The 26,973-nt window shown below is 69.9% G+C and carries 22 protein-coding genes; 13 read left to right on the forward strand and 9 right to left on the reverse strand.

Going from position 1 to position 26,973, the window contains the following annotated elements:
• Nucleotides 1–35 precede the first annotated feature (35 nt).
• The 4 genes from LUX31_RS16755 to LUX31_RS16770 all read left to right on the forward strand — a co-directional run bounded on the left by LUX31_RS16755 (nucleotide 36) and on the right by LUX31_RS16770 (nucleotide 5,726).
• Entirely contained in the window at nucleotides 36–1,394 is a 1,359-nt protein-coding gene (locus LUX31_RS16755) for a sensor histidine kinase (RefSeq protein ID WP_235475585.1), read from the forward strand.
• A gap of 325 nt (nucleotides 1,395–1,719) precedes the next feature.
• On the forward strand, nucleotides 1,720–2,409 hold the full coding sequence (locus LUX31_RS16760; RefSeq protein ID WP_328285662.1) for a response regulator transcription factor: 690 nt from the start codon (nucleotides 1,720–1,722) through the stop codon (nucleotides 2,407–2,409).
• Nucleotides 2,410–2,662: 253 nt separating this feature from the next.
• Nucleotides 2,663–4,648 carry a 2-oxoacid:acceptor oxidoreductase subunit alpha gene (locus tag LUX31_RS16765; protein ID WP_443045967.1) on the forward strand — a complete coding sequence of 662 codons (1,986 nt, stop codon included), beginning with the start codon at nucleotides 2,663–2,665 and terminating at the stop codon, nucleotides 4,646–4,648.
• A complete protein-coding gene (locus LUX31_RS16770; RefSeq protein ID WP_235475588.1) occupies nucleotides 4,641–5,726 on the forward strand; it encodes a 2-oxoacid:ferredoxin oxidoreductase subunit beta in 1,086 nt (361 codons plus the stop codon). The genes LUX31_RS16765 and LUX31_RS16770 overlap by 8 nt, the downstream gene beginning before the upstream one ends.
• 15 nt (nucleotides 5,727–5,741) lie before the next feature.
• Here LUX31_RS16770 and LUX31_RS16775 read toward each other — a convergent pair whose 3' ends face one another.
• Nucleotides 5,742–6,167, reverse strand: a complete 426-nt coding sequence (locus tag LUX31_RS16775; RefSeq protein WP_235475589.1) for a winged helix-turn-helix transcriptional regulator — start codon at nucleotides 6,165–6,167, stop codon at nucleotides 5,742–5,744.
• A gap of 92 nt (nucleotides 6,168–6,259) precedes the next feature.
• Between LUX31_RS16775 and LUX31_RS16780 the strand changes: the two genes are divergently transcribed.
• The 7 genes from LUX31_RS16780 (at nucleotide 6,260) to LUX31_RS16810 (ending at nucleotide 13,451) form a co-directional block, all read left to right on the forward strand.
• Nucleotides 6,260–7,111 (forward strand): NAD(P)H-binding protein, encoded by an 852-nt coding sequence (locus LUX31_RS16780; RefSeq protein WP_235475590.1) that lies wholly within the window; start codon nucleotides 6,260–6,262, stop codon nucleotides 7,109–7,111.
• A gap of 209 nt (nucleotides 7,112–7,320) precedes the next feature.
• Entirely contained in the window at nucleotides 7,321–8,289 is a 969-nt protein-coding gene (gene rarD / locus LUX31_RS16785; protein ID WP_235475591.1) for an EamA family transporter RarD, read from the forward strand.
• 105 nt (nucleotides 8,290–8,394) lie between these two features.
• Nucleotides 8,395–8,892, forward strand: coding sequence for a VOC family protein (locus tag LUX31_RS16790; protein ID WP_235475592.1), 498 nt, complete (start codon nucleotides 8,395–8,397; stop codon nucleotides 8,890–8,892).
• Between the two features lie 159 nt (nucleotides 8,893–9,051).
• Nucleotides 9,052–10,020: a M28 family metallopeptidase gene (locus LUX31_RS16795; protein ID WP_235475593.1), complete on the forward strand. Its 969-nt coding sequence runs from the start codon at nucleotides 9,052–9,054 to the stop codon at nucleotides 10,018–10,020.
• 129 nt (nucleotides 10,021–10,149) lie between these two features.
• Nucleotides 10,150–11,613 (forward strand): hypothetical protein, encoded by a 1,464-nt coding sequence (locus tag LUX31_RS16800; RefSeq protein ID WP_235475594.1) that lies wholly within the window; start codon nucleotides 10,150–10,152, stop codon nucleotides 11,611–11,613.
• Entirely contained in the window at nucleotides 11,610–12,806 is a 1,197-nt protein-coding gene (locus LUX31_RS16805) for an amidase family protein (RefSeq protein ID WP_235475595.1), read from the forward strand. The genes LUX31_RS16800 and LUX31_RS16805 overlap by 4 nt, the downstream gene beginning before the upstream one ends.
• Before the next feature lie 99 nt (nucleotides 12,807–12,905).
• Nucleotides 12,906–13,451 carry a flavodoxin family protein gene (locus LUX31_RS16810; protein ID WP_235475596.1) on the forward strand — a complete coding sequence of 182 codons (546 nt, stop codon included), beginning with the start codon at nucleotides 12,906–12,908 and terminating at the stop codon, nucleotides 13,449–13,451.
• Nucleotides 13,452–13,485: 34 nt separating this feature from the next.
• Here LUX31_RS16810 and LUX31_RS16815 read toward each other — a convergent pair whose 3' ends face one another.
• The 4 genes from LUX31_RS16815 to LUX31_RS16830 form a co-directional block, all read right to left on the reverse strand.
• Complete coding sequence (locus LUX31_RS16815) at nucleotides 13,486–14,448, reverse strand: ABC transporter permease (RefSeq protein WP_235475597.1); 963 nt, start codon at nucleotides 14,446–14,448, stop codon at nucleotides 13,486–13,488.
• Nucleotides 14,435–15,424: an ABC transporter ATP-binding protein gene (locus LUX31_RS16820; protein WP_235475598.1), complete on the reverse strand. Its 990-nt coding sequence runs from the start codon at nucleotides 15,422–15,424 to the stop codon at nucleotides 14,435–14,437. Before LUX31_RS16820 ends, LUX31_RS16815 begins: the two co-directional genes overlap by 14 nt.
• A gap of 80 nt (nucleotides 15,425–15,504) precedes the next feature.
• Nucleotides 15,505–16,812, reverse strand: a complete 1,308-nt coding sequence (locus LUX31_RS16825; RefSeq protein ID WP_235475599.1) for a LolA family protein — start codon at nucleotides 16,810–16,812, stop codon at nucleotides 15,505–15,507.
• Nucleotides 16,813–17,161: 349 nt separating this feature from the next.
• Nucleotides 17,162–18,172, reverse strand: a complete 1,011-nt coding sequence (locus tag LUX31_RS16830; RefSeq protein ID WP_235475600.1) for a polyprenyl synthetase family protein — start codon at nucleotides 18,170–18,172, stop codon at nucleotides 17,162–17,164.
• An 811-nt stretch (nucleotides 18,173–18,983) separates the two neighbouring features.
• Between LUX31_RS16830 and LUX31_RS16835 the strand changes: the two genes are divergently transcribed.
• Nucleotides 18,984–19,481 carry a transglycosylase SLT domain-containing protein gene (locus LUX31_RS16835; RefSeq protein WP_235475601.1) on the forward strand — a complete coding sequence of 166 codons (498 nt, stop codon included), beginning with the start codon at nucleotides 18,984–18,986 and terminating at the stop codon, nucleotides 19,479–19,481.
• 12 nt (nucleotides 19,482–19,493) lie between these two features.
• Here the strand turns inward: LUX31_RS16835 and LUX31_RS16840 are convergent, their stop codons facing one another.
• From LUX31_RS16840 to LUX31_RS16850, 3 genes are all read right to left on the reverse strand, one after another.
• A complete protein-coding gene (locus LUX31_RS16840) occupies nucleotides 19,494–20,345 on the reverse strand; it encodes an HAD family hydrolase (protein ID WP_235475602.1) in 852 nt (283 codons plus the stop codon).
• 168 nt (nucleotides 20,346–20,513) lie between these two features.
• Nucleotides 20,514–21,782, reverse strand: coding sequence for an FAD-dependent oxidoreductase (locus LUX31_RS16845; protein ID WP_235475603.1), 1,269 nt, complete (start codon nucleotides 21,780–21,782; stop codon nucleotides 20,514–20,516).
• A 102-nt stretch (nucleotides 21,783–21,884) separates the two neighbouring features.
• Entirely contained in the window at nucleotides 21,885–23,120 is a 1,236-nt protein-coding gene (locus LUX31_RS16850) for a carboxylate--amine ligase (RefSeq protein ID WP_235475604.1), read from the reverse strand.
• Between the two features lie 235 nt (nucleotides 23,121–23,355).
• On the opposite strand from LUX31_RS16850, the gene fahA reads away from it, so the two are divergent.
• A complete protein-coding gene (gene fahA, locus LUX31_RS16855) occupies nucleotides 23,356–24,570 on the forward strand; it encodes a fumarylacetoacetase (RefSeq protein WP_235475605.1) in 1,215 nt (404 codons plus the stop codon).
• 132 nt (nucleotides 24,571–24,702) lie between these two features.
• Here the strand turns inward: fahA and recQ are convergent, their stop codons facing one another.
• The gene (gene recQ / locus LUX31_RS16860; protein ID WP_443046057.1) at nucleotides 24,703–26,823 is read right to left on the reverse strand and encodes a DNA helicase RecQ; all 2,121 of its coding nucleotides are present in this window, start codon (nucleotides 26,821–26,823) and stop codon (nucleotides 24,703–24,705) included.
• Nucleotides 26,824–26,973 lie beyond the last annotated feature (150 nt).

Below are 26,973 nucleotides of genomic sequence, written 5' to 3' on the forward strand. Positions count from 1 at the left end.
TGGGACTCGTAGGACTAGTAGGACGGACTGGGGCGATGGCCATGGAGTACGGACAGGGGTACGGGCAGCAGGGCGGGCCCGGGGCCGGATTCCACGAGGCCGGGCGGGGGCGGCGGTTTCGGTTGCCGGCCGCGTTGCGGGCGCCCGTCGAGGCGCGCAGCTGGCGTGAGTTCGCGTATGTGCTGCTGAGCCTGCCGGTCAGCGTGCTGGTGTTCACGTACGCCGTCACCATGGCCTCCACCGGTGCGGGGCTGCTGATCACCTTCCTCGGGATTCCGGTGCTGGCCGTGGCCCTGGCGGGGTGCCGGGGGTTCGGTGTGCTGGAACGGAAGATGGCGCGGGCGCTGATCGGCGCCGACGTTGCCGAACCGGAGCCGGTGCGGACCGGGAAGTCGGGGGCGGCGGCCTGGATGGGGGGCGTGCTCAAGAGCGGTACCTCGTGGCGGCACCTGCTGTTCTCGGTGCTGCATCTGCCTTGGGCGATGTTCTCGTTCCTGGTTGCGGTGATCTTTTGGGTTTATGGGTGGGCGCTGCTCACGTACCCGCTGTGGTTCTGGGTTTTTCCGATGTACGGCGGCCAGGACGGCCTTCAGCTGTACGGCGACGAGACTCACCGGATCTACCTCGACAACCCGTTCGAGGTCACCGTGACCGCGCTGGTCGGGCTGTTGTTCACCATGGCCACGCCCTGGATCGTGCGGGCGCTGACCCTGGTCGACCGGGTCATGGTGCAGGGGCTGCTCGGGCCGTCGCGGCTGGCGACGCGGGTCGTCGAGCTGGAGTCCGACCGGGGGGTCGTCGTCGACACGGCGGCGGCCGATCTGCGGCGGATCGAGCGGGATCTGCATGACGGGGCGCAGGCGCGGCTGGTGGCTCTGGCCATGGATCTGGGGCTCGCGAAGGAGAAGCTCACGGAGGATCCGCAGGCTGCTGCGCGGATGGTGGACGAGGCGCACGGGGAGGTGAAGACGGCGTTGCAGGAGCTGCGGGATCTGGCGCGGGGGATTCATCCGGCGGTGCTGACGGATCGGGGGCTGGACGCTGCTCTGTCGGCGGTGGCTTCTCGGTGTGCGGTGCCGGTGCAGGTGGAGGTGGATCTGGTGGCGCGGCCTGCTGCCGCGATCGAGGGGATCGCTTACTTCACGGTGTCGGAGTTGCTGCAGAACGTGAGCAAGCATGCGTCGGCTGCGTCGGCGTCGGTGGATGTGTGGCGGGTGGAGAACCGGTTGATGTTGCAGGTGGTGGATGACGGGGTGGGCGGGGCGGATGCCTCCGGCGGTTCGGGGTTGGCTGGGTTGGCGGGGCGGCTTGATGCGGTGGATGGGATTTTGGTGGTGGATTCTCCGGTGGGGGGGCCTACTCGGGTTACTGCGGAGTTGCCTTGGCGGGGGTGAGTGGTGGTGCGGGGGCGGTTTTTTCGCCCCCGCCGCCCCTACCCGTCCCATCCTTCTGGGGGCTGCGCCCCCAGACCCCCCTTTGTCGCGCTGAACGCGCTCGTCCTCAAACGCCGGACGGGCTGGGTAGTCAGCCCGTCCGGCGTTTGCGGACAAGGCCCGTTTTAGGGCCGTAGCGGGGGTCTGGGGGCGGCAGCCCCCAGGGGATGGGAACGGGTAGGGGCGGCGGGGGCGAGACAACTCCCCGGGGCGTAGGAAACCCCTCGACAACACCCCCTTCCTCGTCCGAATACTGGGATGCTGGAGCCTGGTGTTCGGACGGGGTATGGGGGGCCGGGGAATCGTGGAGGACAGGGTGCGGGTGGTCATCGCCGAGGATTCAGTGCTGCTTCGGGAGGGCCTGACCCGGTTGTTGACCGACCGTGGGCATGACGTCGTCGCCGGTGTGGGTGACGGGGTCGCGCTGATCAAGACCATTACCGAGCTGGCCGCACAGGACGAGCTCCCGGACGTCGTCGTCGCGGATGTGCGGATGCCGCCCACGCATACCGACGAAGGGGTCCGGGCCGCCGTACAGCTGCGGAAATCACATCCGGAACTCGGTGTGCTCGTGCTGTCGCAGTACGTCGAGGAGCGGTACGCGACCGAGCTGCTCGCCGGGTCCAGCCGAGGCGTCGGGTATCTGCTGAAGGACCGGGTCGCCGAGGTGCGGGAGTTCGTGGACGCGGTGGTGCGGGTGGCCCAGGGGGGTACCGCGCTCGATCCCGAGGTCGTGGCCCAGTTGCTGGGGCGCAGCCGTAAGCAGGACGTGCTTGCCGGGCTCACGCCCAGGGAGCGGGAGGTATTGGGGCTGATGGCCGAGGGGCGGACCAATTCGGCCATCGCGCGGCAGCTCGTCGTGAGTGACGGTGCCGTCGAGAAGCACGTCAGCAATATTTTTCTGAAGCTGGGGCTTTCGCCGAGTGACGGTGATCACCGGCGGGTTCTGGCTGTTCTGACCTACCTCAACTCCTGATCGCCTGACATCCCGTCAGGGCCTGGCTGCAGGCGCGCGGTCTGCGGCAGAACCGGAGAACCGGCCGGGAGCGTCTACCGAGTCAGCGCTGCGGGGCAGGAAATCATGACAAGTCAGGGCGCCGAGCCGTCTCAAAATGGCGTCCATCATGCGATCGGTCCAGGGAAGGCGACCCTTACCGACGTACTGTTGATCCTGGGAAGGTCCGCGGGAGGACCGCCCCAGGCCGCCGCCTCGAAGGAGGTCCAGTTCAGTGACCAGCCAGGTCAGCAGTCCAGCGGACAGTTCAGCGAACGGTTCAGCGGACGGGTCAGCGAAGAAGGCCGGCGCAGACGTCGGAGCCGTCGGATCCGTCGTGGGAGAGCAGCGCAACCCAGCCGCCGTAAAGGACGTACGTCGACTCGATCGGGTGATTATCCGGTTCGCGGGGGACTCCGGGGACGGAATGCAGCTCACGGGGGACCGCTTCACCTCCGAGACCGCGTCCTTCGGGAACGATCTGTCCACTCTGCCGAACTTCCCCGCCGAGATCCGAGCGCCCGCAGGAACACTGCCGGGCGTTTCTTCGTTCCAGCTGCATTTCGCCGACCACGACATCCTCACGCCCGGTGACGCGCCCAACGTGCTCGTCGCGATGAACCCGGCCGCGCTGAAGGCGAACATCGCCGATGTGCCGCGCGGCGCCGAGATCATCGTCAACACGGACGAGTTCACCAAGCGGGCCATGCAGAAGGTCGGGTATCCGGTCTCCCCGCTGGAGGACGGCTCGCTCGACGGGTACAGCCTGCATCCGGTGCCGTTGACCACTCTCACCGTCGAGGCGCTCAAGGAGTTCGCGCTCTCCCGCAAGGAGGCCGAGCGCAGCAAGAACATGTTCGCGCTGGGGCTGTTGAGCTGGATGTACCACCGGCCGACCGAGGGTACCGAGAAGTTCCTGGCCGCCAAGTTCGCCAAGAAGCCCGAGATCGCCGCCGCCAACCTCGCCGCGTTCAGGGCCGGTTGGAACTTCGGGGAGACGACTGAGGATTTCGCCGTCTCGTACGAGGTCGCTCCTGCGTCGACCGCGTTCCCCACCGGGACCTATCGCAACATCTCCGGGAACCTGGCCCTGTCGTACGGGCTCATCGCGGCCGGTCAACAGGCCGATCTGCCGCTGTACTTGGGGTCGTATCCGATCACGCCCGCCTCGGACATCCTGCACGAGCTGAGCCAGCACAAGAACTTCGGGGTCCGGACCTTCCAGGCCGAGGACGAAATCGCCGGTATCGGGGCCGCGTTGGGCGCCGCTTTCGGCGGGTCGCTGGCCGTGACGACGACTTCGGGGCCGGGGGTGGCGCTGAAGTCCGAGACCATCGGGCTGGCCGTTTCGATGGAACTGCCCTTGCTGGTCATCGACATCCAGCGCGGCGGGCCCTCCACCGGGCTGCCGACCAAGACCGAGCAGGCCGATCTCCTTCAGGCCATGTTCGGGCGCAACGGCGAGGCCCCGGTCCCGATCGTCGCCCCGTGCACGCCCGCCGACTGCTTCGACGCCGCGATCGAGGCCGCCCGGATCGCGCTCACCTACCGCACCCCCGTCTTCCTGCTCTCCGACGGGTATCTCGCCAACGGCTCCGAGCCCTGGCGCATCCCCGAGGTCGACGAACTGCCCGATCTCCAGGTGCAGTTCGCCCAGGGGCCCAACCACACCCTCGACGACGGCAGCGAGGCCTTCTGGCCCTACAAGCGGGACCCGCAGACCCTCGCCCGCCCCTGGGCGATCCCCGGCACCCCCGGGCTCGAACACCGCATCGGCGGCATCGAGAAGCAGGACGGCACGGGCAACATCTCCTACGACCCCGCCAACCACGACCTGATGGTCCGTACCCGCCAGGCCAAGATCGACGGCATCGACGTACCGGATCTCGATGTCGACGACCCGTCGGGCGCCGCCAACACCCTGGTGCTGGGCTGGGGTTCCACCTACGGGCCGATCACCGCGGCGGTACGGCGGCTGCGGGCGGCCGGGCAGCCGATCGCGCAGGCCCATCTACGCCACCTCAACCCCTTCCCGCGCAATCTCGGTGAGGTGCTGAGGCGTTACGACCGGGTCGTGATCCCCGAGATGAACCTCGGCCAGCTCGCCACGCTGATCCGGGCGAAGTACCTGGTGGACGCCCACTCGTACAACCAGGTCAACGGTATGCCGTTCAAGGCCGAACAGCTCGCCACGGCTCTCAAGGAGGCCATCGATGGCTGAGACGTCCACGGAAGGTTCCGGTACCGGCGCGATCGAGGCACTCACTCTGGTGCCCAAGGCCGAGGCCAGGCAGTCCATGAAGGACTTCAAGTCCGATCAGGAAGTGCGCTGGTGCCCCGGCTGCGGGGACTACGCGGTCCTCGCCGCCGTACAGGGCTTCATGCCCGAACTGGGGCTGGCGAAGGAGAACATCGTCTTCGTGTCCGGAATCGGGTGCTCCTCCCGGTTCCCGTACTACATGAACACCTACGGGATGCACTCCATCCACGGCCGCGCGCCCGCCATCGCCACCGGCCTCGCCACCAGCCGCCGCGACCTGAGCGTGTGGGTCGTCACGGGTGACGGTGACGCCCTCTCCATCGGCGGCAACCACCTCATCCACGCCCTGCGGCGCAATGTGAACCTCAAGATCCTGCTCTTCAACAACCGGATCTACGGGCTGACCAAGGGCCAGTACTCGCCCACCAGCGAGGTCGGCAAGATCACCAAGTCGACTCCGATGGGCTCGCTGGACGCGCCCTTCAACCCGGTGTCGCTGGCGATCGGCGCCGAGGCGTCCTTCGTCGCCCGGACCGTCGACTCCGACCGCAAGCACCTCACGAGCGTGCTGCGCGAGGCCGCCGCCCATCCCGGTACCGCGCTCGTCGAGATCTACCAGAACTGCAACATCTTCAACGACGGCGCCTTCGAGGTCCTCAAGGACAAACAGCAGGCCGAGGAGGCGGTGATCCGGCTGGAGCACGGGCAGCCGATCCGCTTCGGCACCGACCACGCCAAGGGTGTCGTACGGGACCGGGCGACCGGCGACCTGAAGGTGGTCGCCGTCACCGCCGACAACGAGGCCGACGTGCTCGTGCACGACGCGCACTCCGCGTCCCCGACCACGGCCTTCGCGCTCTCCCGGCTCGCCGACCCGGACACCCTGCACCACACGCCCATCGGCGTCTTCCGCTCGGTCGACCGGCCCGTGTACGACACACAGATGGCCGAGCAGCTCGACACCGCGATCGTCCAGAACGGCAAGGGCGACCTCGGCGCGCTGCTCGCGGGCGGCGACACCTGGACCGTCGTCGGCTGACCTGTTCGCGAGCGACTACGAGGCCCGGGTCTTTTCGGCCCGGGCCTCGTCGTACGCCTCGCGGGCCCGGTCCACGTCCTGCATGCGGTCCTTCGTCCAGACCGCCAGGGCGCTGACCTGGGCGGCGGCCTCGCGGCCGAGGTCGGTGAGCGAGTAGTCGACGCGGGGCGGGATGACCGGCTTCGCGTCCCGGTGGACCATGCCGTCGCGCTCCAGCGTCTGGAGGGTCTGCGTCAGCATCTTCTCGCTGACCCCGCTGATGGCCCGGCGCAGCTCGCTGAAGCGGTACGAGCGCTCCAGCAGCTCCATGAGGACGAGCACACCCCAGCGGCTGGTGACGTGCTCCATGACCAGGCGGTACGGGCACCTGCCCTCGGCGTCGACCGTCGCGTACTTGCCCCTGGCCTCGGCCCCGCCGCTCACTGCCGAACTTACTGTCATGTAAGTACCTTACTTGAAAGTGGGTACTTTCCAAGAGTTAGCGCTTCTCCTAGGGTTAGCGCCAGCCCGCATCCCACAAGGAGATTCACATCATGAGCATCGTCGTCACCGGAGCCACCGGCCACCTCGGTCGTCACGTCGTCGAGCAGCTGCTGGAGAAGGTTCCGGCCGACCAGATCACCGCCGTCGTGCGCGACGCGGAGAAGGCGTCCGGCTTCGCGGCCCGCGGTGTGAAGATCGCCGTCGCCAACTACAACGAGCCCGAGACCTTCGACGGTGTCATAGCCGCCGGTGACAAGGTGCTGCTCATCTCCGGCAACGAGTTCGACAAGGGCCGTGTCGCCCAGCACAAGGTCGTCCTCGACGCCGCCAAGGCCGCGGGCGCCGCACTGCTCGCGTACACCAGCGCCCTGGGCGCCTTCACGGCCGCACTGGCCGACGACCACAGGGGCACCGAGGCGGCGATCCTCGAGTCCGGCATCACGTACTCGCTGCTGCGCAACGGCTGGTACAACGAGAACTACACCGAGCAGCTCGCCGTCGCCCTGGAGCACGGCGTCACCCAGGCCGCCGGTGACGGCAAGGTCGCCTCGGCCGCCCGCGCCGACTACGCCGCCGCCGCTGTCGCGGTGCTGACCGGCGAGGGCCACGAGAACTCGACGTACGAGCTGAGCGGCGACACGGCGTGGACCTTCGCCGAGTACGCGGCCGAGGTGTCCAAGCAGTCCGGCAAGGACGTCGCCTACAACGCCGTTCCCGTCGAGGTCTACACCGGCATCCTGACCGGCGCCGGCCTGCCCGAGGGCTTCGCCGCGATCCTCGCGGGCGTGGACGTGTCCATCGAGCAGGGCCAGCTGGCCGGCACCCCGGGCGACCTGTCCCGCCTGACCGGCCGCCCGACCACGCCGATCGCCGAGTCGATCGCCGCCGCGCTCAAGGCCTGACGTCACCCGCAACCCCTAGCTAGGGCCTGACCTGCCGGACAGACCCCAGAGCACTCAGGGGCGCGCACTCCCCCGTAGCGCCCCTGAGGACGCCACCCCCAGCTGTCATGACCGTATCGCGATACGAGCATGACAGCCGGGGGTGCTCGGCGTTACCGTCAGGGACGCACGTCCATCTGCTGATGTGCTGATACGAGGGGGAGGCACCGGTGGCCGGGAAGCCCACGAGCGAGCAGCGCACGGGTCTGCTGAACGGCTTCGCGGCATACGGGATGTGGGGCCTCGTCCCGCTCTTCTGGCCGCTGCTGAAGCCGGCCGGGGCGGTCGAGATCCTGGCCCACCGGATGGTGTGGTCCCTGGCCTTCGTCGGTATCGCACTGCTGGTGCTGCGCCGCTGGGCCTGGGCGGGCGAACTGCTGCGGCAACCGCGCCGGCTGGCGCTGATAGCGGTCGCGGCGGCGCTCATCACGGTCAACTGGGGCGTCTACATCTGGGCGGTGAACACCGGGCACGTGGTCGAGGCCTCGCTCGGCTACTTCATCAACCCGCTGGTCACCATCGCCATGGGCGTGATCCTGCTGAAGGAACGGCTGCGGCCGGTGCAGTGGACGGCGGTCGGCGTCTGTCTCGCCGCCGTGCTCGTCCTGACGATCGGATACGGCCGGCCGCCCTGGATCTCCCTCTGCCTGGCCTTCTCCTTCGCCACGTACGGCCTGGTCAAGAAGAAGGTCAACCTGGGAGGGGTCGAATCCCTGGCCGCCGAGACCGCGGTCCAGTTCCTGCCCGCGCTGGCGTATCTGCTGTGGCTGGGCAGCCGGGGCGAGGCGGCCTTCGGTACGGAGGGCGCCGGGCACGCGGCCCTCCTCGCGGCGACCGGCATCGTGACCGCCCTCCCGCTGGTCTGCTTCGGCGCGGCGGCGATCCGGGTGCCCCTGTCGACCCTGGGCCTGCTCCAGTACCTGGCCCCCGTCTTCCAGTTCCTCCTCGGCATCTTCTACTTCCACGAGGCCATGCCCCCGGAACGCTGGGCCGGCTTCGCCCTCGTGTGGCTCGCACTCGCCCTGCTGACATGGGACGCGCTGCGGGCGGCTCGGCGGGGGGCTCGGGCGCTCAGGGCGGGGGCCGAGGCGATCCCCGCTCCCCGGACGGCGGAAGCCACGCAGGACGTACGCGGCTGAACACGCGGGATGCACGCCTGAACACGCGGGACGTCCGCCTGAACACGCGGGACGTCCGTCGCCGAAGCGGGGCGTTGTCAGTGCGGCACGTTATAAGTGGTTTCCATGACACTGACGCCCGGATCCACCCAATCCGCTCCCGTCCCCACGCCCACCCCCGTCCACTGGAAGCTGGTCGTCGACTGCGCGGACCCGCACGCACAGGCCGGTTTCTGGGGTGCCGCGCTCGCGTACACCGTCGAGGACCACAGTGCGCTGGTCGAGCGCCTGCTGGGCATCGGTGCCGTGCCGGACGAGCTGACCGTCGAGGTGGACGGCCGGCGCGCCTGGCGGGACCTGGCCGCCGTACGGCATCCCGGTGATCCGTACGAGGAGGAGAGCGGGACCGGGCTCGGGCGGCGGCTGCTGTTCCAGCGTGTGCCGGAACAGAAGGCGGGCAAGAACCGGCTCCACCTCGATCTGCACCCGGGCCCGGACCTGCGCACGCCCGAGGTCGAGCGGCTGACCGAGCTGGGGGCGAGAGTGCTGCGGGAGGTGCAGGAGATGGGCGGTGAGTGGGTGGTGATGGCGGACCCGGAGGGGAACGAGTTCTGCGTCCACTGAACCGAACACACGGGCGCGTTAGTCATGTCCATGTTCATCCGGTATGCGAACTCCCTGTCCAGATAGCGCTCTTGACGAACAGTTGGCCAGAGCTTCACCATCCAGGCACCTATCCGCTGTGGAATCCCTGTGATTCCCAAGGAATTCGGAGCCCCCCACATGAAGCTCTCGGTTCCCGGACGCGCCACAGCCACCGCTGTGGCCGTCACCGTGCTCGCCACCACCGCGCTCCTCACCACGAGCACGGCGGCCGGCGCGGCCCCCGCACCCGACTCGTCCGTAAAGCTGGCCGCCGCGCCCGACCTGCCGCTGGCCAACGTCAAAGCGCATCTGACCCAGTTGCAGTCCATAGCCACCGCCAACGGCGGCAACCGGGCGCACGGCGGAACCGGTTACCGTGCCTCGCTCGACTATGTGAAGGCCAAGCTGGACGCGGCCGGATTCACCACGACCATCCAGCAGTTCACCGCGTCGAGCCGTACCGGCTACAACCTGATCGCCGACTGGCCCGGCGGCGACCCCGAGCAGGTGATCATGGCGGGCTCGCACCTCGACAGCGTCACCTCCGGCGCCGGTGTCAACGACAACGGCAGTGGTTCGGCCGCCGTTCTGGAGATCGCGCTCGCGGTCTCCCGCGCCCAGTACCAGCCCACGAAGCATCTGCGTTTCGCCTGGTGGGGAGCGGAGGAGCTGGGTCTGGTCGGGTCCCGGTACTACGTCAACAACCTCTCCACCGCGAACCGCGCACGCATCGACGGCTATCTGAACTTCGACATGATCGGCTCGCCGAACCCGGGCTACTTCGTCTACGACGACGACCCGACCATCGAGCAGACCTTCAAGGACTACTACGCGGGCCTCGGCGTCCCGACCGAGATCGAGACCGAGGGCGACGGCCGCTCCGACCACGCGCCCTTCAAGAACGTGGGCGTCCCGGTCGGCGGTCTGTTCACCGGCGCCAGCAACACCAAGTCGGCGGCGCAGGCGGCCAAGTGGGGCGGCACGTCGAGCCAGGCGTTCGACCGCTGCTACCACTCGTCCTGCGACACGACGGCCAACATCAACGACACCGCCCTCGACCGCAACAGCGACGCGGCGGCGTACGCGGTGTGGGAGTTGTCGGAGTAACGCGCGCAGTCCGTGGTCCAACTCCCCCGTACCGCACCGGCGATGGCATCGTACGGATGCCAAGATCGTTCAGCAGATCGTCGGTCGGCGTCAGTTGGCGTCAGTTGGTACGGGGGAAGGAACGTTTCCATGCGCGGTACGCGTACGAGAGTGAGCACGGGTACGAGGGTGATGGCGGCCGTCGTGACGGGGCTGGTCCTCGTCGGATGCGGAGGCTGTGCCGAATCGGCGCAGCCCGAGAAGGCCGCCAACGCCAGTGATCCCAAGGGGGACGGTCGATCGGGCGGCTCGCTCGCCGAGTTGACCGTCCCCGCCGGCTACGACGCCGGCCGCGGCTGGGACCAGGAGCTCGGGTGGGTCGAGGAGGGCGCCGAGACCGCGCCCGTCGCCGTCGCACCCGGCTCCGGGACCGTCGCGTACGTGGTCGCTGACCAGGCCGAGATGTACGTCCAGGTGCGCAAGGCGACGACGGGCAAGGTGCTGTGGACCAGCGCCGCCTGGACCCCGCCGGGGTCGCTGGACGACTCCGCGGGCTACGACCCCGCGCTCACCGCACCCGCCTCGGTGACCGCCGTGAGCGCGGGCGGGCGCGAGTACTTCGTCGCGTGGGCGCACGGGCTGGCCGGCCGGGATGAGCTGCACGACGGCAAGGAGATCGTCCAGGCCCAGGTGTACGCGGCCGACGCCTCCGGGAACTCGGTCGCGCCGCTGCGCAGTGTCGACGTCCCCGTGGCGGCCGCCAACGGCACCGCGCAGGGCGAGGCCGTCGTCCGTGACGGCGGCGCCGGCCAGGCCCTCGTCGGCTGGGCCGAGGGCTACCGCGGCCACGACGCGGCGATCGATGTCACCAGCGGCAAGGTCACGACGTATGAGGGTGAGGCGGCGGGCTCGGTCGTCGGGATGAGCGAGCAGGGGCCCGTGGCGAACGCCTCCGGCGGCGGATTCGGCGTGTCACAGGCGTCGTCGGGTGCGTCAGGCGGCTGGTCCAGCGCGGACGTGGCTCCCGAGGGCGCCGCCCCCGAGCAGTCCGTCGGCTTCGGCACCGACCTGCTCAACGGCACCGCCCAGACGGTCGCCGACGGCAAGGTCGTCGCCTCCTGGACGCCCTCCGGGGCCGGAAACGCGGACGGCAGCGAGGAGACGGTACGGACCGTGCACGACGCCTCGACCGGCAAGGTGCTGCTGCGCGCCGAGTGCCGCGACCGGACGCTCACGCAGACGTTCGACAACGACGACACCGTCCTCGGCGACAGCGTCCTGACCTCCGTCTCCCCGGGCGGCCGCTATCTCTCGTACGGTTGGATGCTCTTCGACCTCCAGAAGGGCTCCGTGGTCTGTCTCGCCAAGGGTGTGGGCGGGGACGAGGGCCGCAAGGACATGCTGATCGCCTCCGTGCGCGACGACGGCACGGCGTACGGCACCGTCCCGGGCTCGGACCCGCGCGTCGCCGTCGAGATCCCGGCCTCGACGGGCACCCCGAAGGCCCTGCCGACCGGCACGGAGACGCCCGCGTACACGCCCGTCGGCGCCGGCATCTTCCTCACCTGGATCGAGGGCGGCGGGATTCGGGTCTCGGGGCGCGTGGAGAGTTGAGCGGCCTCCCCCCTGTCTCGGAGATCGCCGCCGCCGTACGGGCGCGGGACGTGAGCGCCGTCGAGGTCGTCACGGCCGCGCTCACCCGGATCGCCGCCGTGGAGCCGGAGTTGTGCGCGTTCAGGGAGGTGTGGGTCGAGGCGGCGGTACGGCGGGCGCGCGAGGTCGATGTCAGGGTCGCGGCGGGTGAGCGGCTGCCGCTCGCGGGCGTTCCGCTCGCGGTGAAGGGGCGGTACGGGGAACGGGCGGCGGACGCGGCACGGCTGATCGCCGCCGGGTGCGTACCGGTGGGCGCCACGTCCGTACCCGCGCCTGGAACTCCCTGGCAGACATGGGGGCTTGGGGCCGGTGGACGGACGGTCAACCCGTGGCGGGCGGACCGGGTGCCGGGCGGTTCGTCGGCGGGGGCCGGGGCGGCGGTGTCTGCGGGCCTGGTCCCTCTCGCGACCGGCGCGGACGGCGCCGGGTCCATACGCATCCCGGCCGCCTGGTGCGGAGTGTTCGGGCTCAAGGCGACGAACGGGCGCCTGCCGCATCCCGACCGGACGGGGTTGAGCGCGGTGGGGGCGGTGGCTCGGCGGGCGGTTGACCTGGGGGCGTACTGGCGGTGCGTGACGGAGGAGGGGGACCAGGAGTGCGCGTGCGTACGGCGGCCTCTCACCGCCCTCTGGTCCGACTCCCTCGGCTTCGCCCGCGCCGATTCCGGGCCCGCCCTCGTCGCGCACGGGGCCGCGCTGCGGCTCGACGGTGCCGGGGTCGTACGGCTGTTGCCGACGGACGATGCCCTCGTGCGCCTCGACGATCCGGGGCCGGCTTGGCTGGCGCTGCGGGCGCCGGGTGCGGGTGGGGGTCGGACTAGGGGTGCGGACACGGGCGGCGACACGGCGGCCGCGTACCGGCTGCGCGCCGCCAACGACCGGCGGCTCGCGGAGCTGTTCAGCCGGGCCGACCTGCTCCTGACCCCCACGACGCCGAACCCGCCGCACGGCCACGAGGGCCCGGGCGACCGGTACTCGACCGCGCTCACCTGGGCGTTCAACCTCAGCGGGCACCCGGCGGCGAGCATTCCGGCGGGCTTCGGCCCGGACGGCTGCCCGGTCGGACTCCAGGTGGTGGCACGCCACGGCGAGGAACAGATGCTGCTGCGGGTCATGGCGGAGGCCGAGGAACAGGCGGGCCTGGCCAGTTGTTAATGCACAGGCCAGCCGTTAATGCACACGCATATACCGTGCGCGCATTGAATCACCGTGCGCGCCACACCTGCCGTACGCCAACCGCACCGGGGGCCCACCATGAACCGCAGCTTCCTCTTCCTCCTGGGCAGCAGCCGCACCGACGGCAACACCGAGGCGCTCGCCCGCCGGGCCGCCGAACAGCTGCCCGCCGAGGTCGAGCAGCGCTGGCTGAGTCTCGCCGAGCATCCACTGCCCGACTTCGAGGATCTGCGCCATGACGCGGACCACGTCCGGCCCACCGGAAACAACACGGCCCTCCTGCTCGACGCGACGCTCGCGGCCACGGACATCGTGATCGTCTCGCCGCTGTACTGGTACTCGGTGTCCGCCCCTGTCAAGCGCTATCTCGACTACTGGTCGGGCTGGCTGCGCACTCCCGGCCTGGACTTCAAGGCCACCCTCGCCGGACGCACGCTCTGGGGCGTCACCGTCCTCGCCGACCCGGACCCGGCGCTCGCCGACCCGCTGGTCGGTACGCTCCGCAACTCGGCCGCGTACATGGGGATGCGGTTCGGCGGGGTGCTGCTCGGCAACGGGAGCAAGCCCGGTGACGTACTGAAGGACACCGGCGCGCTCACCCGCGCGAAGACGTTCTTCGAATAGTCCGGCCGGTTCGGCCCATTCGGGCGAGGGGACTTCAGGCCGTGATGTCCTTCGTCGTGAACCGCGCCCAGGCCGCCGAGCCGAACACCGCCGCGTACACGGCCTGGATGCCGAGGTTCTTCACCAGGTCGTCCCAGTAGACCGGTTCGCGCATGAGGTCGGCGAAGGACAGCCAGTAGTGGGAGAAGAAGTACGGCTGGAGCGCGTGCAGTTGGGGTATCTGGTCGAGGATCTGGACGGTGATGAGCAGTCCGACGGTCGTCGCCATCGCCGCGATGCCGCTGCTCGTCAGGGTGGAGATGAACAGGCCGAGCGCCGCCACCCCGATCAGTGACGCGGCGACGACCAGCGCGATCAGCAGCGCCCGCCCCAGTCCCTCCGTGAAGCTGATGCTCGTACCGGAGATCGTCATCAGATCGCCGAGCGGGAAGAGCAGGGCGCCGACAGTGAGCGCCGACAGTGCCACCACCAGCGTCCCGACCAGGCAGAACGTCAGCGTGGTCGCGTACTTGGTGAGGAGCAGGCGGGTGCGGCCGGCCGGGGCGACCAGCAGATAGCGAAGGGTGCCCGCGCTTGCCTCGCCGGCTATCGCGTCGCCCGCGATGACGCCGATGGCCATCGGGAGGAAGAAGGGGAGGGTTGCGGCCAGGGCCGTGAACACCAGGAAGAGGCCGTTGTTGGTGATCTGCGAGATGAAGGCGGGTCCGGCACCGCCGCCTCCGCCCGGGCCGCCGCCGACGCCGGACGAACCGTCGCCGGTCTCGATCTTGATTGCTATGCCGATGAGGATTGGTACCGCCGCCAGTACGCCCAGGAGGGCGAGGGTGCGCCAGCGGCGGAAGGTGGTGAGTAGTTCGTTGCCGAAGAGGGTGCCTCGGACGGTTGTTCGGCGGCTGACGGTCTGAAGTGGCTGGTCGCGGCCACGCGGCGGTAGCCGCACATCCGATGCAGCCCCGCGCCCCTTTGGGGCGCCTACCCGAACCTCAGCCTGCGACATCGAAGCCCTCCCCCGTCAGTGCCATGAACGCGTCCTCCAGGGAGGCCTGTTTGAGGCCGAAGCCGCGGACACGTACCCCCGCCGTCACCAACGCGGCGTTCACGTCGGCGAGTTCGCGGTCCGGAGGTTCTGCGGTCACCTGGTCCTCGGTGATGACGATGTCCGAGGCGCCCTGCTCCTTCAGTACGCGGGCCGCGTCCGTCGTGTCCGGTGTCGTGACGACGAGGCGTCCGCGTGTGCCGGCGGCCAACTCTGCCACCGGGCCCTGGGTGATCAGCCGGCCCTGTGCCATGACGGCTGCGTGCGTGCAGACCTGCTCGATCTCGTCGAGGAGGTGGGAGGAGAGGAAGACGGTGGTGCCGTCGGAGGCCAACTCCCTTACCAGGGAACGGATTTCGCGCATGCCCTGCGGGTCGAGCCCGTTGGTCGGCTCGTCGAGGACGAGCAGGCGGCGCGGCTGGAGCAGCGCGGCCGCGAGACCGAGCCGCTGCTTCATGCCCAGCGAGTACGCCTTCGCCTTCTTGCCGGCGGCGGCTGTGAGGCCCACCCGGTCCAGGGCGTGCGCGACGCGTGTACGCCGGGTGCGCGGATCGGCGGTCGGGTCGGCGGCGTCGTACCGGACGAGGTTGTCGCGGCCCGAGAGGAAGCCGTACAGCGCGGGCCCCTCGATGAGCGCGCCGACATGCGGCAGGACGGCGCGGGTGGCGCGGGGCATCGGCCGCCCCAGCACCCGCGCCGTGCCCGACGTCGGCTCGATCAGGCCCATCAGCATGCGGATGGTGGTCGTCTTGCCTGAGCCGTTCGGCCCGAGGAAACCGAAGACGCTGCCCGCCGGGACGGTGAGGTCGAGAGCGTCGACGGCGAGCTGTCCACCGCGGTAGCGCTTGGTGAGGGCACGGGTGACGATGACCGCGCCATCGTCACCCCGGTGCACCTCTTCCGGCTCTCCCCGCTCCGCGGCGGACGCTTCCTCCATGGGCTCCCCCGGCTCCCTCGATCGTCTACTCGTACAACAGGGATTCTCGTCCGAAGGTTCCCGAACGGGAGTTACGCGAGTTACTGGGCCGCGTTCGCCGCCTTCACCAGCGCGTCCTTCGTGACGGCGCCGACGTAGAGCTTGCCGTCGTCCGTCATCAGGGCGTTGATCAGGCGGGTCTTGAAGACCGTGCCGGAGCCGAAGTCGCCGGAGACCTTGTCGCCGAAGGAGTCGAGGAAGCCGCCGAACGCGCCGGCGTCCGGGGAGTCACCGGCCGACGGCAGGCCGCTCTCGGCGCCCGAGTCGAAGGCGGCGATGGAGTTCCAGCCCTCGCCGATGACCTTGACGTCATCGCCTTCGAGCCCGTCCACTGCCCCCTCGTGGTCCTCGAGTCCCTTGAGGTCCTCCTCGAACTTCTTGCCGGAGTCGCCGCCGAAGTCCTCCTCGGCCGTGCCCGAGCCCTCCTCGGTGACCTTCGTGCCCTTGGGCGGGGTGAAGTCGAAGGTCGAGGCGGCGGGCTTGGCGAAGTCGACGTCGACGAAGCCGGCGTCCACGACGGCCGCGCCGCCGCTCGCCGGGGTGAGCGTGAACTTCAGGGGCGTACCGGTCTTCGAGTCGACCGCGATACTGATCGCCCCGACCGTGGACCCGGACTCCTTCGGCTTGATGACCAGCTTGTACGCGTCGCGGCCGGCGACCTGGGCGGTGCCGTCGACGGTCACGGAGGTCGTGCCGTCGGCCGCCTTCAGTGCCTCCTCGGCGAACTCCTTGGGCGTGGCGGGCACGTCGTCGGGCAGGGCCTGGTCCTTGCCGTCGGCCTTGTCCTTGCCGCCCTCGGATGCGGGGGCCGTCGCGTGGTACGCCTCGTTCGACGAACTGTCGTACGCCCACACCTCGTCGCCGTTGTGGATGACGCTGTACTCGGCGGCCTTCTCCAGCAGCGACACCTTCTGCTTGTCGGGGCCGTCGACGGCGACCCGGACCGTGTGCGTGCCGGAGGCCAGCTCGAGGAGCTTGGCGCTCGGATCGGCGGCCGACCCCGAATCGTCGGAACCCCCGCCGAGGCCGCCCGAGAGCAGGCCGCTCTCCAGACCGCCGAGGTCGGGCAGCCCCAGGTCCGTGCTGATCTTCACCGTGCCGGACAGCTGCTGGGTGTCCGACGCGGCGATCTTCTCGATGAGTTCCTGCGCGCTGATCTTCGGTAGATCGGGGTCACCGGAGCCGGCGAACGCCGGTACCAGCCCGATCGTCGCGACCGTCAGACCGATCACCACGGCCGGTGCTGCATACCGCGCGGCCTTGCGGCGCCGCGACGGCACGTCCTCGGCCTCGATCTCGATCTCGGCCTCGATCCGGTTGCCGGACTTGGCCTCTTCGTACGGTGCCATGTGTGCCTTACCTCCGTCGTCGGCGGCGGCTGTCAGTCCCACACCTGTCCACCCTGAGCCGCCATTCTCACCCGAACCGGTGAGGAGTGGTGCTTTCCATCTCACCAAATCGGCGAAGAGGAATCGTCAGACCTTGGTCTCAACTCCGCGTACTGCTACGGGATGACATGAGGAGGCGGAGCTTCCCCCGACCCGTAGGGGTCGCCCACGATGGTGCCGGGCGAGGAGCCCGCGGTGCTTTTAGCCCGTCCGGCGTTTGACGACGAGCGCGTTCAGCGCGAAAGGGGGGTCTGGGGGCGCAGCCCCCAGGAACGGGATGGGACGGGTAGGGGCGGCGGGGGCGAAAACCCTACCCAGCCCGATGCACCACCGCATCGCACATCTCCCCCAACGCCACCTTCGCATCACACTCCGCCAACGGCACCAACGCAGCCCGCGCCTCCTCCGCATACCGCACCGTGTCCCGCCGAGCCTGCGTCAACGCAGGATGCACCCGCAGCCGGGCCAACGCCTCCGCATGCCGCGCATCGTCACTCAGATCGGAGTCCAGCAACTCGCACAGCGCGACATCCTCGGCCAGCCCCATCCGGGCCACCCGCTCCCGCAACCGCAGCACGGGCATCGTGGGAATGCCCTCCCGCAGATCCGTCCCGGGCGTCTTCCCGGACTCGTGGGAGTCGGACGCGATGTCCAGCACGTCGTCCGCGAGCTGGAAGGCGACCCCGAGCCGCTCCCCGTACTGGGTGAGCACGTCCACGACACTGTCGTCGGCGCCGGACATCATCGCCCCGAACCGGCAGGCCACGGCCACCAGCGACCCGGTCTTCCCGCCCAGTACGTCCAGGTAGTGCTCGACCGGGTCCCGCCCGTCGGTCGGCCCCGCCGTCTCCAGGATCTGCCCGGTCACCAGCCGCTCGAACGCCTCCGCCTGCACCCGCACCGCCTCGGGCCCGAGGTCCGCAAGGATGTGCGAAGCGCGCGCGAAGAGAAAGTCGCCGGTCAGGACCGCGACGGAGTTCCCCCAGCGCGTGTTGGCGCTGGGCACCCCGCGCCGCACCTCGGCCTCGTCCATGACGTCGTCGTGGTACAGCGTCGCGAGGTGGGTCAGCTCCACCACCACCGCCGACGGCACGATCCCCGGCGCGTGCCGGTCCCCGAACTGCGAGGCGAGCATCACGAGCAAGGGCCGGAACCGCTTCCCGCCGGCCCGTACGAGGTGCTGCGCGGCCTCCGTGATGAAGGGCACCTCGCTCTTGGTTGCTTCGAGCAACCCTTCCTCGACAGCCGCCAATCCGGCCTGGACATCGGCTTCGAGAGCCTGGTCCCGCACGCTCAGCCCGAACGGCCCGACGACGGTCACGAGGGATCTCCTGTCTGCTGGTGTCTACTGGCGGTCACACGGTGTGTCAATAGGTCGCTGCCATCACTCAAGTCAGCGTATCCGGTCACGTTTCGATCACCACGAGCGCCCGCCCGTCCAGGCCAGGCGGTATCGGATCACGACCGGAATGTTTTTGATCAGTCCATAAGTATGGACATTCATAAACATCCCGCGCCCCACCCGTCACACCAGTGATCGCACCCGCGCATACGCCACCACCTCCCTGACGGCACCCGCCGTACCCGTCACTACGACAACGACGCGCATCGTGCGAGAGGTTCCACCCTCCCGACAGACACGCCCACAAGAAGCCTAAAAACCCTAAAACCCCCCTATTTACCCCACTCATCTCACCCAGACCACGACTACCCCCACCCCGTGATTCGAGTCACTCCAAATTCCGACGCCCGCCACCCCCTCCCCCGCAAACTCCCCGTTCGCAAAAGGCAAGTTACTCACCACCCACTCCACACGCCCGCCCGTTTTGTCCCCAACGTGCGCCCCAAATGACCAAGTCCTATGCTTCCGCCCCTTGTTCCACCCGTGTGCTCTCGCATACGTTCTCGCCACGCCGGGCGGATCGCCGAATCCTGCCACCGCCCGCAGAGCACCATCCCACCCACCCACACGTGACTCACGCAGGCAGGAGCGGGGGACCCAGGTAAGCCGCCGGTCCGGGCACGACGCCGGAGCGGCTGGGGGTGAAGTCGTGCGCCGAAGCAGGCGCCCGGCCGGGCATCTCCCGCCCGAACCCGACAGCTCACCTCGTAGGCGTCGGAGAGGACTCACCATGCCCGCACGAGGTCAGCACAACCGCGCGAGAACCACCCGCCGCCCGCTCACACTCCCGCGCACACTCGCCATCACCGGAACGGCCGCCGTAGCCCTGGCCTTTCCCTTCCTGACCGCGACGACGGCATCAGCCGCACCGTCGTCCGCCGTGTCCGTGGCGTCGGCGACGAACTACGCGAACAACCTGGACGGCTGGATCCGCGAATCGCTCGACATCATGGCGCAGAAGGGAATCCCGGGCACGTACAACGGCATCTACCGCAACATCATCCGCGAGTCGTCGGGCAACCCGAACGCCATCAACCTCTGGGACTCGAACGCGGCAGCCGGCACCCCCTCCAAGGGCCTCCTCCAGGTCATCGACCCGACCTTCGCCGCCTACCACGTCGCCGGCACCTCGTACGACCCCTACGACCCGATCGCGAACATCACAGCGGCCTGCAACTACGCGGCGGCGCGATACGGCTCGATAGACAACGTGTACGGCGCCTACTAGGCCGACCCGCCCTCACCGCCACACCCCGGGCGCGTTCCAGTGCTCGTTGCCGTCCCCGGCTCCGAACAACCGCTCCAACACGACCGCGATCCCGTCGTCCTCGTTCGAGAGGGTGACCTCGTCCGCCACCGCCTTGAGTTCGGGATGGGCGTTGGCCATGGCCACCCCATGGGCCGCCCAGTCGAACATGGGGATGTCATTCGGCATGTCGCCGAAGGCGATGGTGGCGGACGAGGCCAGCCCGAGGTACTCGGCGGCGAGCGCGAGCCCCGTCGCCTTGGTGATGCCGCATGGCTGGAGTTCGACGGTGCCCGGCCCCGACATGGTGACGGTCGCGAGCGAACCGACCGCGCCACGCGCCGCCGACGCCAACTCGTCGTCGGACAGGGACGGGTGACGCAGCAACACCTTGCTGATGGGCGCTGCCCACAGGTCGTCCCGGTGCGGCACCCGTACTGCGGGCAGCGTCGGGTGCGGCATCAGGTACCCGGGTTCGATGAGCGTCAGCCCGTCGACACCGTCCTGGTCCACGGCGGCGTACACCTGCCCGACCTCGGCCTCGATCTTGCCGAGGGCGGTCTCCGCCAGCTCCTGGTCCAGGGTCACCGACCACAGCAGACGGTCCGCGCCGGCGTCGTACAACTGCGCGCCCTGTCCGCACACCGCGAGCCCCCCGGCCCCGAGGTCGTCGAGCAGCGGCCGGACTCTCGGCGCAGGCCGTCCCGTCACCACCAAGTGCTGGGCGCCGGCGGCCGTGGCACGCGCCAGCGCGGTCCGCGACCGGTCGGAGAGCGTGTCGTCGGCACGCAGGAGCGTTCCGTCCAGGTCCGTGGCGATTAGTGCGTATGAGGTGGGAGCGGCCATGATCCAGAGAATACGGATCGTTCGGCACATCGGTCTCCGCCCGAACCGGACGACGTTCGGCATCCCGGCAGCAACAGCCTCCCAGCCTGTCCCAACTCCCGCCCCGGGAAGGCCCGAACGGCATGAGATCGCGGTCCGCACCCGTTGTCGCCCACCCCCGTCCGCGCCCTATCCGTGCGCGGCCGCCAGATGCCCCACCAGCCTCGGTGACGCGAACTCCGTACCGCACACGAACCGCATCACCGGCCCGTACGAAGCCGCCGCCGGCAACCCCGTGAAGTACAACCCCGGTACGGAGGACACATACCCGGCACCGAGCCTCGGCGTGCCCCGGCTCACCGCCAGCTCCGTACGCAGCTCGTGCCCGAGGAAGTCCATCGCGGCGAGGTCGACGCGGTAGCCGGTCGCGGATATGACGTGGTCGGCCGACAACTCCCGGGTACGGCCGCCGAGTTCCTCCACGGTCAACACGGGCCGCCCACCGGCAGAGCCCCCCGCAGCCCCGCTCCCCCGTGCGTCCCCCGTTGCCCCTACGATCCGCGCGACCTCGCTCACCTGCACCTTCCCCTCGAACCGGTCGCGCAGCCACCACGCCCCGAGCGGTCCGAGGACCCGGCGGACCAGATAGTGGCGGGCCTGGGCCGGGAGATGGCGGTAGGGGTGCGGGTAGTAGGTGAGGGCCCAGAGTGACCACGCGTTGCCGAACGGCGACTCGGGCCGCAGCCTGGGCTGCCGCCACGGAGGCGCGCCGAAGGCGACGCGACCGCGCCCCCGCGACACCACCCGAACCCGTGCCCCCGCCTCCGCCGCCAGCGCCGCCGTCTCCAGCGCGGACTGGCCCGCACCGACGACGATCAGCTCCCGGCCCGCGAACCGGCCCAGATCATGGTGCTGCGAACTGTGGGACACCGGACCCGCGGGCGAGGGCCCGTCCGGCGCGGCGCCGGCCAGCTCCGGGGGCAGATGCGCGAGCCCCGACAACCCGGTCGCCACCACGACCGCTCTCGTGGTGAACAACTCACCCGAGTCCAGCTTGAGTTCGAAGCCACCGCCGCTGCCATCGCTGCCGCTGCCCGCGCCCTTGTGCTGCCGCCGGTCCACGGACACCACCCGGACCCGCTCCAACTCGGGCACGAGCCGCTGCTGGAACCACTCGCCGTACGCGATGAAGGTCTCCACCGGGACGATGTCCTCGTCCGTGACCAGCCGGCGTATCCCCGCCGCGTCGCAGTAGTCGACCAGCGTGTGGCCCCGCTGCGGGGCGTCGATGTTGGAGGCCACCGGCGTCGACTTCAGGAGCATCCCGGCGGGCATGTGGTCCCGCCAGCTCACCATGGGCTCGCCGAAAACTCTCACCGGAATGCCACGCGCCCGCAGATGCGCGGCGGTTGACAGACCGAACGGTCCCGCGCCGATTACCGCTACCGGATGATTCACGAAGTCCCCTCCCCAGGACGCTGCTTCGCCACTTCGCGCTGTTCTACTGCTCTGCTGCTGCCGCCCAACCGGTCAGCAGGTTGTCGCCACTACGCCTGATACCTACGCCTTGCCGCCACGACGGCCGGCCCGCCACAGCTGATACAGATGCTTCGCGCCCGGCCGTACGAAGCGGGCGAGCATCGTGAGGAACGGCAGCGGGTCGTCACCCGCGAGCCAGGCCAGTTCCGTCCCGCTCGCCCGGGCCGGCGCGTGCGGCGTCGTATAGCCGCTGCGCCGGTAGGCGAGGAGGGCGGGCAGGTCGATGTTCTCCACGATGTACCGGTGCCCGGCGCGCTGTTCCCCCTCCGGAACGGTGCGCCCGGTCAGATCGAGATGCATGGCCCGCACGACGTCCACCCCCGACTCGCTCTCGAAGAGCCGGAACTGGGCGCCCATCCGCGGGTTGAAGTCGAGAAGCTTGTACTGTCCGTCGCGCCGGTCGAAGCGCAGGTCGAGGTCGATGATGCCGGTGAAGCCGATCTGTTTGATGAAACGTACGGCAAGGTCCGCGAGTTCCGGATTGTCGACGACGTACGCATTTGCCGTCATTCCCGCGTGCGGCGGCCAGGAACGGACCTTCACGCCCGTGAACAACGCGCGCGGATTCGAGTCCGCGTCGAAGTAGGCGTGCACGATCCAGTCCTCGGCCTCCTCCCGGGGCAGATACTCCTGAAGGATCACACCGGGACGCTCACCCCAGTCGCGGGCCAGGGACAGCAGCGCCTCCCGACTCGCGATGCGCGTAGTGCCGTTGACGGCGGGCCGGGCGCGCCGCACGAACGCCTCCCGGTTCTTGGCCACCAACGGGAACCGGGCCGTCCGCGCGAACCGCTCGATGTCCTCGTACGACTGCGGGAACGCGGCGGCCGGAGTCGGTATGCCGTGCTCCACACACAACTCGTGCAGCCCCTGCTTGCTGGCGAGTCGACGCGGCAGCGCCGCCTCCACACGAGGGAAGAGAAAGGCGTCCCCCAACTCCTCCTGCCGCTCGGCGATCAGTACGGCCGCCTCCTCATCCGTGGGAACGAGCAGAGCGGGACGCCCGATCCGCCGCCCGATGCGCAGCAACCCCTCGACGAGCCGCTCCGGTTCCTCGGTCCCGGTGGTCGGCCAGACGAACGCGCGCCGCAGATAACGCGAGGCGGCCGCCGGCGTGCAGCGGTCCTCGGTGATCGCGTACATCGGAACGCCCAGCCGTCCCAGACTGCGGATGGCCCCGACGCCTCCGTGGTGCAGCGGATAGTCACCGAACTTCACGATCAGCGCCGGCACGGCATGGTCGGCCGAAAACGGCACAGTGCTGCTCCTGGCCACGGGTCCCCCCACGTGTCCCCCCTACGGACCGGACCCACCCCGTCCGTGTCCCCCCAAAGGACGCTAAGCCGGAATCATCCGCTCCGGACAAGGCCTATCCGGACATTACGAACTCTTTAGACACTGGGGACACTGCCCCGAGCCCGCAACTCACCCGTAACCTGTGGCGCGACCACATGGCCACACGGCACGACACACGAGAGCGAGGCAGCACCCCATGCCCCCCTTCGATGTCCCCGAGGGCGACCCCTTCGGCCCGCACAACCTCCCGTACGGCGTGTTCACCCCGGCCGGCTCCACGGACCGCCGGGTCGGCGTCAGGCTCGGCGACCACGTCCTGGACGCGGGTGCCGCTGCCGCCGCGCTCGGCTCCCCCTATGTCTCCGTACTGGCCCGCCCGACCCTCAACCCCCTTCTGGCCGCAGGCCGTACGACCTGGTCCGACATCCGGCGCGCCCTCACCGCCTGGGTCACCGTCCCGTCCCACCAGGAGACCGTCGCCCCGCTCCTCCACCCCCTCTCCTCGGTGAGCCTGCACCTCCCCTTCGAGGTCGCGGACTACGTCGACTTCTACGCCTCCGAGAACCACGCCCGGAACGTCGGCCAGATCTTCCGCCCCGACGCCGCGGACTCCCTGACCCCCAACTGGAAGCACCTGCCGATCGGTTACCACGGCCGCTCGGGCACGGTCGTCGTCTCCGGCACGGAGGTCGTACGTCCGTCGGGCCAGCGCAAGGCGCCCACCGACCCGGCCCCGCTCTTCGGCCCGTCGGTCCGCCTGGACATCGAGGCGGAGGTCGGCTTCGTGGTGGGCACACCGTCGCCCATGGGCAGCGCGGTGCCCCTGTCCGCCTTCCGGGACCACGTCTTCGGCCTCTGCCTGCTGAACGACTGGTCCGCCCGCGACATCCAGGCCTGGGAGTACGTCCCGCTGGGCCCGTTCCTGGGCAAGTCCTTCGCCACGTCCGTCTCGGCGTGGATCACCCCGCTGGACGCCCTGGAGGACGCCCGGGTCTCCCCGCCCGCCCGCACCCACGCCCTGCTCCCCTACCTCGACGACGCCGAGGGCGAGCCGGGCGGCTATGACCTGCGTATCTCCGTCGCCGTGAACGGCCACACCATCTCCGAGCCCCCCTTCTCCACGATGTACTGGACGGCCGCGCAGCAACTCGCCCACATGACCGTCAACGGCGCGTCCCTCCGCACCGGCGACCTCTACGGCTCGGGCACGGTCAGCGGCCCCACCGAACGGGAACGCGGCTCCCTCCTCGAACTCACCTGGAACGGCACCGACCCCATCGACCTCCCCACCGGCAAGCGCACCTTCCTGGAGGACGGCGACGAGGTCACCCTCACCGCCTGGGCCCCTGGTCCGGGCGGCACCCGCGTAGGCCTGGGCGAGGTGACGGGCAGGATCACTCCGGCAGGCTGAGCGCAGCGCCCGGAGCAGCGGGTCCGGAGCAGCGGGCGGGGCAACGCGTCGGGCAACGGGCGGGGCAGTCGGTCCGGCCCCGACCAGGAGGACACCGTCGCGCCCCGCGTCTCCCCCTCTACATCCAGCCCCCTACATCCAGTCCTCCGGCTCGGGCTCCATCTCCATCTCGGGCCAGTCGTCCGGCCCCAACTGCTCGTCCCTCGGCCCGGATCCCGCACCCCGGCCGCTGTCACTGCCCGAAGAGCCTGACCTGAAGCCGGACTTGGAGCCGGACTTGGAGCCGGGCGCCGAGCCGGTCTCCGGGACCTGTGGAGCAGCCGCGGACACCTCAGGCGCCTCGCCCAGTGCCGAAAGCGCCCCCAACACGCCCTCCCCGTACGTGGCGAGCTTCTTCTCGCCCACCCCGCTGATTCCGCCCAGCTCCGCCACCGACCGGGGCCAGACGCTGACGATCTCCCGGAGCGTGGCGTCATGGAAGATGACGTACGCCGGAACGCCCTGCTCGCGGGCCTGTTCGGCGCGCCAGGCGCGCAGGGCCTCGAATGCCGGCTGCAGTTCCTCGGGCAACGCGACAGCCGCCGCCTTCGCCTTCTTCTCACTCCGGCCGCCACCGGTCGCCGACCGTGCGGTCGTCGCCTTCTTCGGCTCCTTGCGCAGCGGCACCTCCCGCTCGCGCCCCAGCACGGCACCGCTCGTCTCGGTCAGCACCAGCGTGCCGTACTCGCCCTCGACCGTGAGCAGCCCCTGGGCGAGCAACTGCCGTACGACACCGCGCCATTCGCCCTCGGACAGTTCCTCTCCGATGCCGAACACGGAGAGCTGGTCGTGGTCGAACTGGATCACCTTCGCCGTGCGCCGCCCCAGCAGGATGTCGACGATCTGCACCGCGCCGAACTTCTGCCGCCGCTCACGCTCCAGCCGCCAGACCGTGGACAGCACCTTCTGCGCGGCGACCGTGCCGTCCCAGCTCTCCGGCGGGGTCAGGCAGGTGTCGCAGTTGCCGCAGCCGCCCGGCACCGGGTCCTGGCCGAAGTAGACGAGCAGTTGCCCACGCCGGCACTGCACCGTCTCGCACAGCGCCAGCATCGCGTCCAGGTGCGCCTGCGCGCGGCGCCGGAACGCCTCGTCGCCCTCGCTGCCCTGAATCATCTTGCGCTGTTGTATGACGTCGTTCAGACCGTAGGCCATCCAGGCCGTGGACGGCAGTCCGTCACGGCCGGCGCGGCCCGTCTCCTGGTAGTAGCCCTCGACCGACTTGGGCAGGTCGAGGTGGGCGACGAACCGGACGTCCGGCTTGTCGATGCCCATCCCGAAGGCGATGGTCGCCACCACGACGAGGCCGTCCTCGCGCAGGAAGCGCGACTGGTTCGCCGCGCGGGTGCCCGAGTCCAGGCCCGCGTGGTACGGCACCGCCCGGACGCCGTGGGCGGCGAGGAACTCCGCCGTGCGCTCCACGGAGTTGCGCGAGAGGCAGTAGACGATGCCCGCGTCGCCGTCGTGCTCCTCCTTCAGGAAGGTCAGCAGCTGCTTCTTGGGGTCGGCCTTGGGCACGATGCGGTACTGGATGTTGGGCCGGTCGAAGCTCGCCACGAAGTGACGGGCGTCCGGCATGCCGAGCCGCTGGGTGATCTCCTGATGCGTCGCGTGCGTGGCCGTCGCCGTGAGCGCGATCCGCGGGATGTCCGGCCAGCGCTCGCCCAGCAGCGACAGCGCCAGGTAGTCGGGCCGGAAGTCGTGACCCCACTGCGAGACGCAGTGCGCCTCGTCGATGGCGAAGACGGCGATCTTCCCCCGGGAGAGCAGGTCCAGGGTCGAATCCAGTCGCAGCCGCTCCGGAGCCAGGTACAGGAGGTCCAGCTCCCCGGCCAGGAACTCGGCCTCCACCACCCGCCGCTCGCCGAAGTCCTGCGTGGAGTTCATGAACCCGGCCCGCACGCCGAGCGCCCGCAGCGCGTCCACCTGGTCCTGCATCAACGCGATGAGCGGCGAGACGACGATCCCCGTACCCGGTCTGACCAGGGACGGAATCTGGTAGCAGAGCGACTTGCCGCCACCGGTCGGCATGAGGACGACGGCGTCGCCGCCCGCCACCACATGATCGATGACCGCCGCCTGCTCGCCGCGGAAGGAGTCGTACCCGAAGACCCGGTGCAGCGTGGCCAGCGCTTCGCTGTCCCCCGCCCCGGCCGCCGATTCGACGACCGTGCCCGGACCCTCGCCCGCTTCCGTCATCACACCCGACCCGCCCATCACGCTCATCGCGCTCATCGTCGTGTCCCCCGTACGTCGCGCCTCGACCACTGCGTCCACCATAGGGGCCCGCACCGACAGCCCCGGAGTTATCCACAGGCTGTCCCGCCACACCTGCGGCCCGTGTCACCGGCGCCCGCCGCCGAACCG

The sequence above is a fragment of the Streptomyces sp. GQFP genome (assembly GCF_021545335.1).
Lineage (GTDB): Bacteria > Actinomycetota > Actinomycetes > Streptomycetales > Streptomycetaceae > Streptomyces.